General features: G+C 41.1%; 15 protein-coding genes. 8 read left to right on the top strand and 7 right to left on the bottom strand.

Annotated elements, in window-relative coordinates; genetic code table 11:
* The first annotated feature begins 110 nt into the window (after positions 1-110).
* The 4 genes from rpsO to NDN11_RS16225 all read left to right on the top strand — a co-directional run bounded on the left by rpsO (position 111) and on the right by NDN11_RS16225 (position 5,672).
* Positions 111-380 carry a 30S ribosomal protein S15 gene (rpsO, locus tag NDN11_RS16240; protein WP_004656162.1) on the top strand — a complete coding sequence of 90 codons (270 nt, stop codon included), beginning with the start codon at positions 111-113 and terminating at the stop codon, positions 378-380.
* Positions 381-635: 255 nt separating this feature from the next.
* Positions 636-2,723: a polyribonucleotide nucleotidyltransferase gene (gene pnp, locus NDN11_RS16235; protein WP_171526146.1), complete on the top strand. Its 2,088-nt coding sequence runs from the start codon at positions 636-638 to the stop codon at positions 2,721-2,723.
* A 260-nt stretch (positions 2,724-2,983) separates the two neighbouring features.
* The gene (locus NDN11_RS16230) at positions 2,984-4,306 is read left to right on the top strand and encodes a dicarboxylate/amino acid:cation symporter (protein ID WP_167250386.1); all 1,323 of its coding nucleotides are present in this window, start codon (positions 2,984-2,986) and stop codon (positions 4,304-4,306) included.
* Between the two features lie 142 nt (positions 4,307-4,448).
* Positions 4,449-5,672, top strand: a complete 1,224-nt coding sequence (locus tag NDN11_RS16225; RefSeq protein WP_251110221.1) for a magnesium transporter CorA family protein — start codon at positions 4,449-4,451, stop codon at positions 5,670-5,672.
* 353 nt (positions 5,673-6,025) lie between these two features.
* Here the strand turns inward: NDN11_RS16225 and NDN11_RS16220 are convergent, their stop codons facing one another.
* Both NDN11_RS16220 and NDN11_RS16215 read right to left on the bottom strand, forming a co-directional pair.
* Entirely contained in the window at positions 6,026-6,352 is a 327-nt protein-coding gene (locus NDN11_RS16220) for a chaperone modulator CbpM (protein WP_251110220.1), read from the bottom strand.
* Positions 6,353-6,363: 11 nt separating this feature from the next.
* The gene (locus NDN11_RS16215) at positions 6,364-7,311 is read right to left on the bottom strand and encodes a DnaJ C-terminal domain-containing protein (protein ID WP_251110219.1); all 948 of its coding nucleotides are present in this window, start codon (positions 7,309-7,311) and stop codon (positions 6,364-6,366) included.
* Positions 7,312-7,573: 262 nt separating this feature from the next.
* On the opposite strand from NDN11_RS16215, the gene NDN11_RS16210 reads away from it, so the two are divergent.
* Complete coding sequence (locus NDN11_RS16210) at positions 7,574-8,020, top strand: SRPBCC domain-containing protein (RefSeq protein ID WP_251110218.1); 447 nt, start codon at positions 7,574-7,576, stop codon at positions 8,018-8,020.
* 10 nt (positions 8,021-8,030) lie between these two features.
* On the opposite strand, the gene NDN11_RS16205 is transcribed toward NDN11_RS16210, so the two are convergent.
* The 4 genes from NDN11_RS16205 to NDN11_RS16190 form a co-directional block, all read right to left on the bottom strand.
* Entirely contained in the window at positions 8,031-8,639 is a 609-nt protein-coding gene (locus NDN11_RS16205) for a LysE family translocator (RefSeq protein WP_251110217.1), read from the bottom strand.
* A gap of 118 nt (positions 8,640-8,757) precedes the next feature.
* Positions 8,758-9,633 carry an Hsp33 family molecular chaperone HslO gene (gene hslO, locus NDN11_RS16200; RefSeq protein WP_251110216.1) on the bottom strand — a complete coding sequence of 292 codons (876 nt, stop codon included), beginning with the start codon at positions 9,631-9,633 and terminating at the stop codon, positions 8,758-8,760.
* 118 nt (positions 9,634-9,751) lie between these two features.
* Positions 9,752-11,572: a cation:proton antiporter domain-containing protein gene (locus NDN11_RS16195; RefSeq protein ID WP_251110215.1), complete on the bottom strand. Its 1,821-nt coding sequence runs from the start codon at positions 11,570-11,572 to the stop codon at positions 9,752-9,754.
* A 108-nt stretch (positions 11,573-11,680) separates the two neighbouring features.
* Entirely contained in the window at positions 11,681-13,906 is a 2,226-nt protein-coding gene (locus NDN11_RS16190; protein ID WP_416224653.1) for a primosomal protein N', read from the bottom strand.
* Positions 13,907-14,067: 161 nt separating this feature from the next.
* Here NDN11_RS16190 and gspF point away from each other — a divergent pair, with 161 nt between their 5' ends.
* The 3 genes from gspF to NDN11_RS16175 all read left to right on the top strand — a co-directional run bounded on the left by gspF (position 14,068) and on the right by NDN11_RS16175 (position 16,471).
* Entirely contained in the window at positions 14,068-15,273 is a 1,206-nt protein-coding gene (gspF, locus tag NDN11_RS16185) for a type II secretion system inner membrane protein GspF (protein WP_167250400.1), read from the top strand.
* Positions 15,274-15,296: 23 nt separating this feature from the next.
* Positions 15,297-15,866 carry a type II secretion system major pseudopilin GspG gene (gene gspG, locus NDN11_RS16180; RefSeq protein WP_502801324.1) on the top strand — a complete coding sequence of 190 codons (570 nt, stop codon included), beginning with the start codon at positions 15,297-15,299 and terminating at the stop codon, positions 15,864-15,866.
* Positions 15,867-16,126: 260 nt separating this feature from the next.
* Positions 16,127-16,471 carry a hypothetical protein gene (locus tag NDN11_RS16175; protein ID WP_167250404.1) on the top strand — a complete coding sequence of 115 codons (345 nt, stop codon included), beginning with the start codon at positions 16,127-16,129 and terminating at the stop codon, positions 16,469-16,471.
* Positions 16,472-16,529: 58 nt separating this feature from the next.
* Here the strand turns inward: NDN11_RS16175 and NDN11_RS16170 are convergent, their stop codons facing one another.
* Positions 16,530-16,793 carry a DUF2798 domain-containing protein gene (locus tag NDN11_RS16170; RefSeq protein WP_167250406.1) on the bottom strand — a complete coding sequence of 88 codons (264 nt, stop codon included), beginning with the start codon at positions 16,791-16,793 and terminating at the stop codon, positions 16,530-16,532.
* Positions 16,794-16,854: the final 61 nt, after the last annotated feature.

Raw genomic sequence — 16,854 nt, 5'->3', positions numbered from 1 at the left:
ATAGCGATAGATCACTTAAAATAAGCGCCTTGCTGTAGTGATGCACGGCAGTCGGTTGGTTTCAACTGATCATTATCATTTTATTTTTGTAAGCATCTCGGAGAAATCGAATGGCTTTAACTAACACTGATCGCGCAGAGATCATCGCTAAATTTGCTCGTGCTGAAAACGACACTGGTTCACCTGAAGTACAAGTTGCTTTATTGACTGCTCAAATCAATGATTTGCAAGGTCACTTTAAAGAACACAAACACGACCATCACAGCCGTCGTGGTTTGATTCGTATGGTTAACCAACGTCGTAAATTACTTGACTACTTAAACGGTAAAGATCACGGTCGTTATGTTGCTTTGATCGGCGCATTAGGTTTACGTCGTTAATTCGATTTTACTTTGTTTTCGCTATTTCGCATGTTGCTATGCTTTATCGCTGAAAAGAGAGTTTCATCTAATTTATCTTAGATGACTTTAGAAGGGGCGCTTGTTCGCTCCTTCTTTGTGTTTAAATTTATTTAAAATTTTGATCTAGTGCGATGGCTTCTAAGCTTTGTCATTTATCTACACAGCAGTTGTAGTCTGAATGCCAAACCTTAGGGGTCTCACTAGAATAAAACTAGGAAAATATAATACATGTCAATGTTTAATATCGTTCGTAAAGAATTCCAATTTGGTCAATACCAAGTTGTTTTAGAAACGGGTCGTGTTGCACGTCAAGCAAATACAGTTTTAGTTACCATGGGTGGCGTGACTGTACTCGTTGCGGTTGTGGCTCAGCCTAAAGCAAAAGCGGGTCAAGATTTTTTCCCGTTAACTGTTAACTATCAAGAAAAACAATATGCAGCTGGTCGTATCCCTGGTGGTTACGGTAAGCGCGAAGGTCGTGCGTCAGAAGCTGAAACTTTAATCTCACGTCTAATTGACCGTCCAATCCGTCCATTGTTCCCAGAAGGTTATTTCAACGAAATCCAAGTTACAGCAACTGTTGTTTCTTCTGATAAAACTATGGATGCCGATATCGCTGCAATGCTAGGTACTTCAGCTGCCTTGTCGATTGCTGGTACACCATTCCGTGGCCCAATTGGTGGTGCGCGTGTTGGTTTAATCAATGGTGAATATGTTCTTAACCCGAACTTTGAACAACTTGCACAATCTGATCTTGACCTTGTGGTTGCAGGTACAGAATCTGCTGTGCTGATGGTTGAATCTGAAGCGAAAGAACTTTCAGAAGACCAAATGTTGGGTGCAGTTCTTTTCGGTCATGACGAAATGCAAATTGCAATTCAAGCAATTAAAGAGTTTGCTGCAGCTGCGGGTGCAGTTGAATCGACTTGGGTTGCTCCAAGCAAAAACGAAGCACTTCTTGAGCAATTGAAAACTGCTTTCGAAGCGAAAATTTCTGAAGCATATACGATTGCAGTTAAACAAGATCGTTATGCAGCACTTGATGCACTTTATGCAGAAGCAGTTGCACAGTTTGTTCCTGAAAATGACGAAACTGGTATTGCTGATGAAGTAAACGAATTATTTGAAGACCTTAAGTACCGTACTGTACGTGACAACATTTTGTCAGGTAAGCCACGTATTGATGGTCGTGATACCAAAACTGTTCGCGGTATCGATGTACAAGTAGGTGTATTAGGCCGTGCGCACGGTTCAGCACTATTCACACGTGGTGAAACTCAGGCCTTAGTGACAACGACTTTGGGTAATACACGTGATGCATTGATGGTTGATACGCTTTCTGGTACCAAAACTGACAACTTTATGTTGCACTACAACTTCCCTGCATATTCTGTAGGTGAAACTGGTCGTGAATCAGGTCCTAAGCGTCGTGAAATCGGTCATGGTCGTTTAGCGCGTCGTGGTGTTCAAGCAGTTCTTCCTGCTGCTGACCGCTTCCCGTACGTGATCCGTATCGTATCTGATATTACTGAATCTAACGGTTCATCTTCTATGGCTTCTGTATGTGGTGCTTCATTGTCACTTATGGATGCAGGTGTACCATTGAAAGCACCAGTTGCGGGTATCGCAATGGGCTTAGTAAAAGAAGGTGAGCGTTTCGCAGTTCTTTCTGACATCTTGGGTGATGAAGATCACTTAGGTGATATGGACTTTAAAGTGGCAGGTTCTGCAAACGGTATTACTGCACTTCAAATGGACATCAAGATCGAAGGGATTACTGAAGAGATCATGGAAGTTGCATTAAACCAAGCATTTGCTGGCCGTATGCACATCTTAAATGAAATGAACAAAGTCATTTCTCGTGCTCGTTCAGAAATCAATGCACATGCGCCAACGTTTGAAGTGATCAACATCAACCCAGACAAGATCCGTGATGTAATTGGTAAGGGTGGTGCAACGATCCGTGCAATTACAGAAGAAACTAAAGCTGCGATTGATATCGAAGATAACGGTACTGTACGTGTATTTGGTGAAACTAAAGCAGCTGCAAAAGCTGCGATTGCGAAAATCCAAGCACTTACTGCAGAAGTTGAACCAGGTACAATCTACGCAGGTAAAGTGATTCGTATCGTTGAATTCGGTGCATTCGTCAATATCATGCCAGGTACTGATGGTTTACTTCACATTTCACAAATCTCAAATGAGCGTATTGCGAATGTGACTGACGTATTAAAAGAAGGTCAGGACGTTAAAGTACAAGTTGCTGATGTCGACAACCGTGGTCGTATCAAGTTGACAATGAAAGACATTGAACAGGCTTAATGCTAGCAAGCATTTTGCTTAAAAAAAGCGCATTGTTTTAACAATGCGCTTTTTTATTAAGTGAATGATTGTTAAAGATATAAAAAACAGAAACTATAAGCATAAAATTTATTTATATTAGACATTAGTCTAAGGCTTTAATTGTGCGTGCTGCAATTAACGTAGAATTCCCCAAATTTCCGTGCCTGCCTGTGTTTATGTGGTTTTAAATAGACAGTCGGAAGTCTATTTGTTCATCTCAATATGAAGGAATATCGCACATGCTTGTCGATCATGTCGCCACAGGTCAAGATGACCAACAGCCTCCCAAGAAACCAAAGTTTTATCAGATACTCTATGTGCAAGTGATCTTCGCGATTGTCGCGGGGATATTGTTAGGTCATTTCTTCCCAGAATTGGGTGAAAGCTTAAAGCCACTAGGCGAAGCGTTCATTAAATTAGTTAAAATGATTATTGCTCCTGTAATTTTCCTGACTGTTGTGACGGGGATTGCAGGCATGAAAAACCTCGGCAGCGTTGGTCGAGTGACAGGGAAGGCGATGATCTACTTCCTGACGTTTTCAACCTTGGCGTTGATTGTCGGTCTGATCGTCGGAAACGTGATTGAGCCTGGTCATGGTTTGAATATTGATCCAAGTACCTTGCACAGTACCAAAGTTGATGAATATGCAGCAAAAGCGCACGAGTCAACGATTACGGGCTTCTTGATGAATATTATTCCAGATACATTGGTCAGTCCATTTGTATCAGGTCAAATTCTTCAAGTCCTCTTTGTAGCGGTGTTGTTTGGTTTGGCTTTGGCAAAATCAGGTGATTTAGGTCGTCCAGTCACTGATTTTCTACAGCAGCTCACCACGCCAGTATTTACCTTGGTCGGTATGTTGATGAAGTTTGCGCCAATTGGTGCATTCGGTGCAATGGCATTTACCATTGGTGCTTATGGCATTAGTTCAATCGGTAATTTGATGTTATTGATTGCAACCTTCTACATTACCGCTTTACTGTTCGTGATTATCATTTTGGGTGCAGTGGCGCGCTATAATGGTTTCTCGATTATTGATCTGATTCGTTATATTAAAGACGAACTTTGGTTGGTGCTCGGAACGAGCTCATCTGAAGCGGCATTACCGTCATTGATGGCGAAGATGGAAAAAGCAGGCTGTGAAAAGTCGGTTGTTGGTTTAGTCATCCCAACAGGTTATTCATTTAACCTTGATGGTACTAATATCTACATGACATTGGCGGCATTGTTTATCGCTCAGGCTTGTAATATTGAATTAACTCTTACTCAGCAAATCACGATTCTATTGGTGGCTATGCTCAGTTCTAAAGGTGCTGCAGGGATTACAGGTGCAGGCTTTATTACCTTGGCTGCAACACTGTCGGTTGTTCCTGCAATTCCAGTCGCGGGTATGGCACTGATCCTTGGTATTGACCGTTTCATGTCAGAATGCCGTGCATTGACTAACTTGGTCGGCAATGCTTGTGCAACAATCGTTGTGGCAAAATGGGATAATGCTTTGGACAAAGAACAACTTGATCAAGCCCTTAAATATGGTGTGGTTGAGAAGAAAGAAGTGTAATCTTCCTGAGATTAGAAAAAGCCTCCATGCTTCGCGCATGTGGGGCTTTTTTATTGGATATCGTTTTTACTCAGTAATAGCCGTAGCTTTTTATCTGGCTTCGTGGCAGCATTTCTTTAGCGATCGCAACTCTTATTGTCTTATGCAACTTTATTATTTTTATCGTCATAACAGTGAAAATACAGTTTTTATTAGTGCGGAACAACAAACAGAACATACGCTTGAGTTTTTATGGGTGGATAGCTTAAGACAAGATTTAGTCAATCATACTGAGTCTTGGCAGAAGAATATTTATGAATATACAGGGCTGGTATTGAATGAATTCCATCTGCGGGATTTACTCAATATCGAGCATCCTTGTGCATTTGATACGGTGGAGGAATATGACCTGTTGGTGTTCCGCAAACTAATCAGCCCAGATGACCAGATTTTGGCAAATGAGAATGCTTCAGAATCACATGAAAGTGTTTTTGGTTTAGCGACCACACCGATGAGTTTTATCTTAACGCCAACCGTCTTGGTGAGTGTGAGAGAGCAGGGCAATCAGGCAGTAGAAAGCTATATTCAACGTATTCAAACGATTATGGCGCGACCGATTGCCGAGCAGAATAAACCACGTAAGTTAGCCAGTACACCTGCGGATTTATGCTTGCGTTTACTGAATAGCATGATTGATGGCTATCTGAATTTACGCACGCCCTTAACTCGCCGTGTCGAATATTGGCAACAGCAACTCTTACAGGGCAATCGCCGTTTTAAGCAGTGGCATCAATTGTTTCACGAAGATATGGCTTTCCAGCAAATTGAAAATCTCTGTGAAGAGCAGATCGAGACTCTACAAGAGTTTAGAGATGAACTGGTCGATAATTATCATCATGTTGTGGGTGAGCATAAGCATAAAGCACAAGACATCTTATTGGTGCGTCTGAATGATTTAATGAGCCATGTCGAGCGTGTACAAAAGCATACCTTGCGCTTAAGAAATGCCATTCAATCAGCTATCGATTTACACTTCTCTGCGATTGCCAATCAAACCAATGAAAACATGCGTATCTTGGCAATCATTACCGCGATATTTGCGCCACTGACGTTGCTAACAGGCGTGTATGGTATGAACTTTGAGTTTATTCCAGGGCTGAAGTCACCTGTTGGCTTTTGGATCATGCTGGGTGTGATGCTGATGAGTACCATATTCCTGCTGTATTATTTTTATCGACAACATTTGGTTGGGCGTGGTGAACGAAGTGTGATTGATTTGTTGGCCCAGCAGCATCGGCAGCGTAATTTTAATCTGCTCTGGTTTTTGGATTATGAACCGATTAAGCAAACGCTGAAAGAAGTGGAGAAAATGACCAAGCTGAAATAACAGATTTCGTTCAAATATCTCATTGTTAAAAAGTAATTTTTAGCGGAGTCATACTGAGTTCTCATCTATTCTCTGGATTAACTACTTCGTCTTGCACTTCACCAAAGCTTTAATCGCTTTGGTTCGTTCAGGCTCGCCTTACTTTGGTTTCGCCCAAAGTAAGCAAAGGCATCGTCATCCACATGAGGAGCGACTAAAGCTCAGCAAGGTTCACTTTTGATACCATACTCACAGCATAGCTGTTCGTCTTGCGCTTCAGACAAAGCAGTGCTTTGTTTATCTTCGCTCAGGTTGTGGATGACCCTCTCGAGTATCAGGTTTTATCTAGTTGTTCGTTAAATTAAGACTATTGGTTAATGAAAATGCTTGAGCTGTTTACGTAGCTGTTGCACTTCATCAATTAAGTCCAACATCACAGCCACAGCCGATAGGCTTGCATCAAAGTCACGTTGTAAACGATAAGCACGTCTAGCCCGACTGACATCTTCGCCGATAAACTGATAGCTTTGAGGTTCTACAGAAATTTGTAAAATATCATAATCAATCAGTTTTAATACCCAGTCGATGCTTTGACCACATGCCTCGGCAAAGTGTTCAAGATCAAGAGCCAATTGTTCATCAATGATTTCAACTTGGCTGTGACCGTCATATTGAATTTCTTTGTATTGAATGGTTGTCATGATCTTACTCCTTATGAGGCGCGAGGTCGGAATGAAGCAAATGCATCGGCAAATTGTTGATAAGCTTGCTGATCTTGCTCATTGTGTACTGGCGGTAAAACAATATTAATGATTAGGTACAAATGTCCTGCAGTTTTGTTTGGAATTCCTTTGTCTTTTAAACGTAGTTGTTGCCCATTTTTTGCATTTTTGGGTAAATTTACTTTGAGCTGTCCAGCAGGGGTGTTGAGTTCGATACTTTGCCCTATACCTGCTTCCCAAGGACTGACATCAATCGTTTGATAGACATCAGCACCTTCAACACGAATTCGATCAGTGTCTTTATATTGAATCTCGATATACAGATCACCATTTTCACCGCCGTTAACACCAGTTTGACCTTGACCATTGAGGCGGATTTGTTGACCTTCTTTCATGCCTTTTGGAATTTTAACTTCCAAGGTTTTACGTTGTACCTCAGGTTCACCATAGACGTTATAAGTTGGGATCTGTAAGGTAATTTGTTGGGTTGAGCCGTGATAGGCAATATCTACGTCAATTTGAATACTGGCGTGTTGATCTTCACCACGATAACTACGTTGCTGGCGCTGTGAACGTTGTTGTCCACCACCAAAGCCTGAACCAAAGCGACCAAATAAATCTTCAAAGCCACTAAAGTCGGCACCTTCACCTGAGCTTTGACGATAGAACTGTGAGCCATCAAAACCACCACTATGGTTACCTTGACCAGTATGAGAAAAGCCTTGAGGATGATCCAGCATTTGGTCATATTCTGCTTTCTTGGTGCTATCACTTAGGGTGTCATAGGCAACATTGATGGCCTGCATTTTGGTTTCTGCATCGGCTTCTTTGCTAATGTCAGGATGGTATTTACGCGCCAGTTTTCGATAGGCTTTTTTGATTTCATCTGCTGAGGCATCTCTTGAAACACCTAGCTCTTCATAATAATTTTTTGCCATGATCTGTAATAAAGATAATTATGTGTTTATTTCATTATGAAACGAATCCAAGAGATTTCAATAGATTCGATTGTATAAGACTTGTTTTTACGTACGGAGATTGATTGCACAAATATCGCAATAAAATTGAAATTAATGAATGCTAAGTTCTAATACAATTTTGGTTTTTTAAGTATTGATCTGATGGCGTGCATAATGAGTAGTTATTGTATTGCTCACATATCTATCAATACGTGTATGTTCATACATAAGTGGAAAAATAATGAAAAAAGAAATAAATACAGAGATATTGATTCATGCTTCAGCCAAGGAAATCTGGAATGTTCTCATGGATTTTGACCGTTATCCCGAGTGGAACCCATTTATCATTCGAATAGAAGGTCATAAAGAACTGGGTGGTGAACTGAAAATTGTGCTGCAAAGCGCTGGTGAAAGTACGATGAACTTCGTGCCTTTAGTTGTTGAGAATAAACAAGCCGAAAAATTTGCATGGCATGGCACATTACTTTTCAAGCAGCTGTTTAATGGTATTCATTGTTTTGAACTCATTGAAGTTGCAGAGAAAAAAACCTTGTTCAAGCATAGTGAGACCTTTAATGGCTTTCTCGTGAGGTTTTTGGGCAAAGAACTGAAGAAAACTGAGCAAAACTTCCACTTGATGAATGAAAGTTTAAGGCAACGTGTCGAAAGTGAGTTCCCCAGTTCATGATTTGCTCGGTTTAGAAAGTATCAATCAGACCATAGACTGCAATTAATACCAACAAGATACCACACAGTCCCAAAATCTTCGGATAGACACTGCTTTGAGAGAGGCGGCGGAAGAATAAATACACCAAAGACAGGGTCAGGAAATCCAAGATAATCCATGTGATTGTAAGTAAGCTTAAACTGAAGTTGATGTTCGGTGAGATATGAATGAACTGTGGGAAAAAAGCCGAAAAGAAAATAATGTCTTTCGGATTTGAAATCCCGACAAGAAAACCTTTTTTAAAGCCACCGCTTTGAGCCGATACTGTTTGAATGGCGGTTGGATGGGGAGCCTGAAGCACTTCTTTAATGATGCTGTAACCCAGATAGGCGATATAGAGGCAGCCCAATACCCGAATGGCTTTTAGGTAATTCTCATCAATAGTGAGAAAGCCTTTTAATATTAATACTGAAATAAAAATCAGAATTAAAGACGCAAAATTGGTTCCAAAAATGGTTTGTAATGCTTTTTTATAGCCGCCTTTTAGGCCTGCACTGGCCACCAAAATCATCACAGGACCAGGGGTCGCAATCAGCACCACCACACTAATGATAAACAGCAAATATTCGAAGTAATTCATATGGCAAAGTTAGGGTCTATGTTATTGGGAGATTTGAACATTGTTTTATCGCATAGACCTTAATACAAAATAAAAAAAGACGGAAGCCCGTCTTTTTTATTTTTTAACATTTAGTCAATTAACTTAAATGTTCACCGAACAAACCTAAAGCTTCTTCTGCAGTAAATTCATAACGTGTATTACAGAATTGGCAGTCCATCTGGATTGGGTTTTGTGCTTCTAAAGTTTCATGTACTGCGTCAACACCGATTTGAATCAATGCGTTGGCACAACGTTCTTTAGAGCAAGTACAGCCGAACTTTAACTGCTCAACCTCAGGCAAACGCACTTCTTCTTCGTTATACAAGCGGTAGAGGATTTCATTTGCAGGCAGATCGGTTAGCTCTTCTGGTTTTAGAGTTTCAGTGAGCATGGTTAAACGTGGCCATAGATCTTCATCTACAAGCTTTTGCTCTTCTTCATCATTACGAGGAAGAAGTTGAATCAATAGACCACCCGAACGTTGCTTATTAGTTGCCAATACAATATGCGTTGGAATCTGTGCAGACAGATCATAATATTGTGTTAAGCAACCTGCTAAAGTAGGTTGCTCAAGTGGTACGATCCCTTGATAGCGTTCGCCGTGCTCAGGTTCAATATTGATGAATAATACTGGATTGGTAAGCGCAGCAAGCACGGTGCGACTGTCTGATCCTTCGACAAAGCGAGGATCTTCTTCATAATCTGCCAAGGCACGAACTTCACCTAAATGGTTACATTCAGCCATGGCCCATTTGAATGTGCCTGTAGCTTGAATCTGTAAACTAATACGGCCACGAATCTTCAATGTGCTGGCAAGTAAGGCAGTTGCACTTAACATTTCACCCAAGAGACTTTGTACCGCAGGCATATATTCACGTTGCGCCAAAATAGTTTGTAGTGCTTCTTCCAAATGAACTACTTCACCGCGAACAGGACAGTCTTCGATAAAAAAGCGTTGGCGTAAATCAGACATATTTTTCTCCAGTACCCCCTAAGGGGAAACAAAGCAATAGATTGCTTTGAAAAGCACTTTGGGCTTTATAAAAAGGTGCATGGTTATGCAGTCAATAATGGTGTCAGTTTGCCAAAACTCAAGATGTTTCATTGAGTGAATTTGCATCACTTTGTGTGTTTTGATTATTGCTCGCACGATCGACAGCTAAAGTTTTTGTATTTGCAAATAAATACTCAAGTTCTGCAATCGCACTTGGATAGTTTTCAAGGACATCTTGTTGATCATATGCCCAATGTTGTTGGGTCAAAAGCTTTTCATCTTCTTGCTTAAATCGTTCAATTTGAATATGCGCATCTTCAACTGACAAACCCGTTTCAATCAATGCTTGTTGTGCCATATTCAAAGATGAGGCATAGGTTTCACGCCAAATATATTCAACCCCTAAACCATTGAGTAGATGGGCATGATGGCGATCACGTGCTCGTACAAACAAGGTCAAATCTGGATAATTCAAACGCAGATGTCGGGTCAGATTCATACTGTCTTCTACATCATCAATTGCAATCATCAGTAATTTGCAATATTCGATGCCAGCAGCACGTAAGTTTTCGACTTGGGTGACATCGGCATCAATAAAACGATGTCCATATTGCTCAATAAAATCAGCATCAGTTTGATTGCTGTCAATCACACTAAATTGCTTGCCTTGCGCATGTAATGCCCGCGCGATGACTTGTCCAAAGCGGCCAAAACCGACGATAAGAATTGGATGTTGTGGAACCTCTGCTTCAGTCACAGCAACTTTATTGTTTTGTAGCATCGGAAAGATTTTTGAATCAAATAACCAATACAATAACGGGGTGAATAACATTGAACCCAATATGATGAGGAAGGTGGCTTCCAATAGGTTTTTTGCCAGTAAATTTTCACTTTCTGCCAGCTTGAGTAAAATAAAACTGAGTTCACCACTTTGAGCCAATGTGATTGCAAACAGGGTACTGAGCTTGGCATGGCGTTGTTGGTAATAGCTGATCGCTGTAACAACAGCAGCCTTGATCACAACTAAACCAAAGATTGATGCGATGATTAATAATGGTGTTTGGATAAGGGGTTGCAGTGAAAGACCCAAGCCAATGGCCAGAAAAAATACACCTGTTGTTGCATCTTTAAATGGTTCAAGAATACGCTCAACTTCACTTTTAAATTCTGTCTCTGCGAGTAATAAGCCCCCCAGAAATGCACCAATTAGAATATGGATATTTAAAATATCCATAATTAAGATGACCGTAAGTAGCACCAATAAACTGAGCACAGGAATGAGATGGATACTATTTTTCTGTGCTAAGAAACGAAATGCTGGACGAACTAAATAACGGCTGGCTAAAAATAGCCCTGAAAACGTCGCTATAATTGCTGCAAAATAGGCTATACCGTGCCGTGTAGAAGTCGTGTCTTCGAGTAATGGGAATAACACAATTAAGATGACGGCAACAAAGGCTTGAAACTGTAAGGTAGCTAAAGTTGCTTGTCCTAGTTTGCTGTTGAGTTGCTGTTTTTGTTGTAAAAGTTGCTGCGGTAAGATGACAGCGGAAAGCGCTAAAGCAAATCCGAGCATCAGACTGGTTAGTACATCATTCAACAGTAAAAAACACATGACAATCAGAAGAGCTGTGATAATACTAAGTTGTAATCCGCTGTTTTTTAAAATGCCTCTACGCTCGAGCCAAAGTTGTTGTGGTCGAAAAGCAAAACCGACAAAGAACATGACTGCAATCATACCAAAATTTAGCAATTGCTCGATCAGTTGAGGATCTTCGATCAAGCCAGAAACACTGGAGCCAAGTAACAGCCCTGCAATGAGGTAACCCAAAACAGTGGTGGAGGCATAGCGTTTTGCCAATGGAGCAAAAATTAAAGTTGCAGCCAGTAATAAAATAATCGGTAGCAGTAAAGACATTGAATGCCTCAAATTTTTCTATTTTATCTAGACTAACTCAAATGAGTCGTCTGTAAAAATATGATATTGGATAACGTTCGATAACTTGAATAAGCTCAGATTCAGCTTTTAACTAAACTCTTGTGGATCAACATCAATCGAGAGTCTCAGTAGATGCTGACGAGGTAAGTGTACGACGTGTTGCCACCACTGGCGTAAATAAAAATGCAGTTTTGCTCGATCACTAGACAAAATCACCATATGTGCACGATATCGGCCTGCTTTACGTTCCATCGGTGCGGGAATCGGTCCCCAAATATCGACGATCTCGCCCGCCATTGCTCTCAGTTGTTGGGCAATATCTGCTAAGAATTGTTGGCTATAGTCGCGATCTTTAGATTCGACCCGAACCAATACTGCATAACGATAGGGTGGTAACATCGCGATTTTGCGGTCAGCCAGCATTTGCTTGGCGACAGTACGATAGTCATGCTCAATCAGGGTGGTTAACATCGGGTGATCAGGGCGCAGACTTTGTAAATAGACACTGCCTTTATGCTCACCGCGACCAGCACGGCCAGCCACCTGTACAATCAGTTGTGCGGTTCGCTCAGGCGCACGTGGGTCGACACTGAGTAGTCCTGCATCAATATCTAAAATCGCGACGAGTGTCACATGCGGGAAATGATGTCCTTTGGCCAGCATCTGTGTACCCAACAAAATACTTGGCTTATTTTGCTGAATACGATCATAAATTTTCTGCCAGCTACCCACTCGGCTGGTACTGTCACGATCGACCCGAATAACTTCATTGTGAGGGAATAGTTCTTGTAAGTGTTCTTCAAGTTTTGCTGTGCCTGCACCAATCGTTTTTAAGCTTTGTTTTTGGCATGCGGGGCAATGATCTGGAAGACGATTGATTGTGCCGCAATGATGACAATGTAAATAATGATAAGGTTGAGAGTGCAAGGTAAAATGCGCATCACAATGCGGGCAGTTGGCTTGCCAGCCACAGCTTTCACACATCAGAATCGGTGCATAACCACGTCGATTCAAAAAGATCAGCACTTGTTCTTTACGTTCTAAAGTATGCTTGATCTGTTCAATAAGGGTTTGGCTTAGACCATGCTTCTTTTTTGCAATCTTTAAGTCCACCACATACATCTTCGGTAGTACCGCTACGCCTGCGCGTTGATTCAATTCAAGCAAATGTAATTTGCCCGATTCTACCAAGTGATAACTGTCGATGCTGGGTGTGGCAGAGCCGAGGATGACAGGGCAGTTTTGCAAATGACCACGATATAAAGCGACATCGCGGGTGTGATAACGGAAACCTTCTTGCTGCTTAAAGGAAAGATCATGTTCCTCATCCAAGATGATTAAACCAAGCTGAGGAAGTGGGGTATAAATTGCGGAACGTGTGCCAATAATAATGGAAGCTTTGCCTGTTTGCGCATGTTGCCAAGCTTGTAGGCGTTTCGAGTCATTTAAGCCCGAATGCAGTAAGGCAACATCACAATGAAAACGTGACTTAAAACGAGCCACCGTTTGTGGAGTTAGACCAATTTCAGGGACCAGCACCAAGACCTGCTTGCCTTGTTTTAATACTTCATGCATGACTTGCAAATAGACTTCAGTTTTACCACTACCAGTCAAACCATCAAGTAAGAATGCTTGATAGTGATGTTGTGCTTTAAGGATCTGTTGAATGGCTTTTTTCTGATCCTCATTGGGAGTTAATGGTACTTGAGCCAGTTGCACAGGCGTTGGTGTGAAATCATGGGGTTCCAGACAGCACTCAACCAAGCCCTTCTTTTCCAGTGCTTTCAGGGTTGAAGTTTCTACACCACTCAGGTTTAAAACATTTTCAGTGGCGCCGTGTGGATGAAGTTTTAAAACTTGATAAGCATCATATTGCTTCTGAGATCGTTTTAATAAAGAGGCTGGGTCTTGATGCGGTGTGATTTTCCATAAATGAAACAGGATATCTAAGGCACGCCCTTGTCTTAATAAGGTAGGTAGGGCACTTTGCATTACCTCGCCAATCGGGAATTGATAATATTGTGCTGACCATGTCAACAAAGTTAAAACTTGTTGGTCTAGAATTGTTTCCTGATCGAGTAATTCTGTGATGGCCTTAAGTTTGAATTGTCCTGTAAATACTTCGTTAGGATCAACTTTCTCTGTAATGATCCCAACAAGATTCTGCCGACCAAAAGAAATCGCGACACGTGCACCGATTTGAGCTTGGGCGTACTGTTCAGCACTGACCGTATAGTCAAACGTGTCGTATACATAAACGGGTATTGCAACTCGAATACGGTACAAAATAGCGTTAGAATTTTCGGTAGGCATATAGGCTTCATTCATGGGTAAAATGGCATGACTGCATGTCATGGAATTATGCTAAAGTGCGAAGTGTTATGTCGATGAATTTCTTGTGAAACTCTCAGGTTTCATTTCAAACACGGATGCAACTGTAACAACAACTATTTTGGGACAATTAGAACAGAACCATGCCTGCTTATCAATTTACTGCGCTTGATGCCTCTGGAAAGCAACATAAAGGTGTGCTGGAAGGGGATTCTGCACGCCAAATTCGTCAACAGTTACGCGATAAAGCATGGACACCCATTGCGGTCGATGCAGTTGAGCAAAAGGACAAACAGCAACAACGCTCATGGTTTAAAAAAAGCTTTAGTGCCTATGATTTGGCATTAATGACCCGCCAGCTTTCTGTGCTAGTTGCAGCAGGTATTCCATTGGAAGAAGCCTTGCGTGCAGTGAGTAAGCAAAGTGAGAAGAGCCATGTGCAAAACCTATTAATCGCTGTACGGTCTAAGGTCTTGGAAGGACATTCACTGGCAAAAAGTATGCAGCAATCGGGGCGATTTCCTGAGTTGTATATTGCCACCGTTGCTGCAGGCGAGCGCTCAGGTCATCTTGATTTAATCTTAGATCAGTTGTCGGATTACACCGAAAATCGTTTTGCCATGCAGAAGAAAGTACAGGGTGCGATGATCTATCCGATAGTACTGATGCTGATGTCTTTCGGGATCGTGATGGGTTTGATGACCTATGTCGTACCTGAAATCGTCAAGACCTTTGAACAAAGCAAAGAAGCCTTGCCTTGGATTACGGTTGCCTTGATGAAAGCCAGTGCTTTTATTCGACATACTTGGCTGGGTATGCTCATTTTAGCCTTTATTGCCATTATCCTATTTACCCGTTTTTTAAGAACCACGGCAGGGCATTATGCATTTGACCGCTTAACGCTCAGATTGCCACTATTTGGTAAACTTTCGCGTGGTATAAATGCGGCACGTTTTGCTAGTACCTTGTCGATTTTGACCCGTTCTGGTGTGCCTTTGGTTGAAGCATTGCGTATTGGTGCCGAAGTCAGTAATAACTGGGTGATTCGTGATGCGATTGAAGTGGCGATGGAGCGTGTAACAGAAGGTGGTAATTTGGCAACACAATTGGAGCGTTGCGGTTATTTCCCACCAATGATGGTACAAATGATTCGAAGTGGTGAAGCGTCGGGTGAGTTGGATCGTATGTTAGATCGTGCATCGACCATGCAAGATCGTGAGGTGACTACCTTTATTTCCACTTTACTGGCGTTACTCGAACCCTTGATGCTGATTTTTATGGCAGCAATTGTATTGGTGATTGTGATTGCGGTAATGTTGCCAATTATTAATATGAACAATATGATCTAATGAGTGACATGTAAGAGATGAATATGAATAATTCAATGGATAAACAAAATGTTGGACGTAGCTTGAATGCTTCTCCTGTTGCGGAATCTTGCAACTCAGAGTCCGAGTATAATCTTAATCCTGCCACTCGAAGCATAGCTTCTCCTCTTGCGGCACGTTCGAGCGTTGCTCGAATGAATCGTGCCTCAGGATTTACACTCATTGAGGTGATGGTTGTTATTGTAATTTTAGGCGTTCTTGCTGCACTGATCGTTCCAAACGTGATGGGCCGTGGTGAAAAAGCCAAAGTGGATACCACCAGTATTACCTTAAAAGGTGTCGCGGGTGCTTTAGATCAATATAAATTAGATAATGGTCGTTATCCATCGATGCAAGATGGTGGTTTAGATGCGTTGGTGAATCAGCCCGCGTCTGCGAAAAATTGGTTACCGGGTGGTTATGTCAAAGGCGGCTATCCAAAAGACAGTTGGGAAAATGATTTACAGTATGTGATCCCAGGTCGTGAAGGTCGGGCTTTTGATTTATATTCGTTTGGTGCGGATGGTAAAGAAGGTGGCGAAGGCAACGATGCTGATATTTATTATCAACCATAATACTTGAATAAAATATCACTTCACTTTTGGATTAAATAAATAGAGAGTGAAGTGATAATGTTTCTTAATTAGAAATAATAAACTAACTGTTTGAAAAATATAAAATGAATAAAATGTTGAATATGTGAGAGTTATAATAAGAATTATTCCCATATTTAATAGTTACAAGAAAAACAAATTATGCAGAAAAATAGGCTATTTCTTGAGGCAAAAGCTTTGCATAATAAATTCAAGCCATTGAAATAAGATGTGGAGATCAGATGAAAGCATTTTTTGTATTGGATGAACTGAATCAGTTTCATTGGGCAATGCTTAAATCTGTATTGCTCATCTTAAGCCTATTGCCTTTTAGTGAAGGGGCTTTAAGCTTGTGGCAAGCTGCGGAAGGAAGCAGTCAAATCATGATTGGTTTTTTTGCATTGAGTATGTTGAGTGCATGGTTTGTATTGTGTTTTCTAAGTGCCTTAAAAACCAGTGTCTGGGATAATCATGAGCTAATCTCTAAATATGAGCAGCTTTTATTTAAAGCCTATCGATATGTTCCGATGCTATTTTTATCTAGTCTCGTGGCTTATTTATCGGTGCAATTGTCGATTAATTTCTAAGTTAAGTATTTTGACTAAAAAACGTAGACCAAGATCTACGTTTTTTTATGGTCTTAATTTAAGCAGGGCGAACCAAGAGCATTGTCATTTTACGCACGATAGGTAATACCAAGAGCAGCACAGGAAATGCGATTAGCCAAGAAATTCCCCATGCTGACATCCATGTTGCAAAAGAAAATTGTTCAAAGCCCATACTTCTCAGCGTACTAATACAAGACACGATAAAAGTCATAATAATGGACAAGAAGAAGGGTAAAACAATGGATGCGTAACGATTTGGAATTTTTTGAAAATTAAAAGTAGAAGATTTTGAACTCTGCATTTTTTACTCCGTAAACCAACAAACGCCAGTGCCTTATCAAAGATAAAAATATCTTGATGAA

It is taken from the genome of Acinetobacter sp. C26M, assembly GCF_023702675.1.
Taxonomy (GTDB): domain Bacteria; phylum Pseudomonadota; class Gammaproteobacteria; order Pseudomonadales; family Moraxellaceae; genus Acinetobacter.
The sequence above is the reverse complement of the archived record's forward strand: the minus strand, read 5'-3'. Positions and strand labels throughout refer to the sequence as shown.

Coding starts and splice junctions, on each gene's coding strand:
- hslO (WP_251110216.1), bottom strand. CDS start 9,633: ATGTCTGATTTACGCCAACGCTTTTTTATCGAAGACTGTCCTGTTCGC.
- pnp (WP_171526146.1), top strand. CDS start 636: ATGTTTAATATCGTTCGTAAAGAATTCCAATTTGGTCAATACCAAGTT.
- gspF (WP_167250400.1), top strand. CDS start 14,068: ATGCCTGCTTATCAATTTACTGCGCTTGATGCCTCTGGAAAGCAACAT.
- NDN11_RS16220 (WP_251110220.1), bottom strand. CDS start 6,352: ATGACAACCATTCAATACAAAGAAATTCAATATGACGGTCACAGCCAA.
- NDN11_RS16175 (WP_167250404.1), top strand. CDS start 16,127: ATGAAAGCATTTTTTGTATTGGATGAACTGAATCAGTTTCATTGGGCA.
- NDN11_RS16170 (WP_167250406.1), bottom strand. CDS start 16,793: ATGCAGAGTTCAAAATCTTCTACTTTTAATTTTCAAAAAATTCCAAAT.
- NDN11_RS16190 (WP_416224653.1), bottom strand. CDS start 13,906: ATGCCTACCGAAAATTCTAACGCTATTTTGTACCGTATTCGAGTTGCA.
- NDN11_RS16215 (WP_251110219.1), bottom strand. CDS start 7,311: ATGGCAAAAAATTATTATGAAGAGCTAGGTGTTTCAAGAGATGCCTCA.
- NDN11_RS16195 (WP_251110215.1), bottom strand. CDS start 11,572: ATGTCTTTACTGCTACCGATTATTTTATTACTGGCTGCAACTTTAATT.
- NDN11_RS16210 (WP_251110218.1), top strand. CDS start 7,574: ATGAAAAAAGAAATAAATACAGAGATATTGATTCATGCTTCAGCCAAG.
- NDN11_RS16205 (WP_251110217.1), bottom strand. CDS start 8,639: ATGAATTACTTCGAATATTTGCTGTTTATCATTAGTGTGGTGGTGCTG.
- NDN11_RS16230 (WP_167250386.1), top strand. CDS start 2,984: ATGCTTGTCGATCATGTCGCCACAGGTCAAGATGACCAACAGCCTCCC.
- rpsO (WP_004656162.1), top strand. CDS start 111: ATGGCTTTAACTAACACTGATCGCGCAGAGATCATCGCTAAATTTGCT.
- NDN11_RS16225 (WP_251110221.1), top strand. CDS start 4,449: ATGCAACTTTATTATTTTTATCGTCATAACAGTGAAAATACAGTTTTT.
- gspG (WP_502801324.1), top strand. CDS start 15,297: ATGAATAATTCAATGGATAAACAAAATGTTGGACGTAGCTTGAATGCT.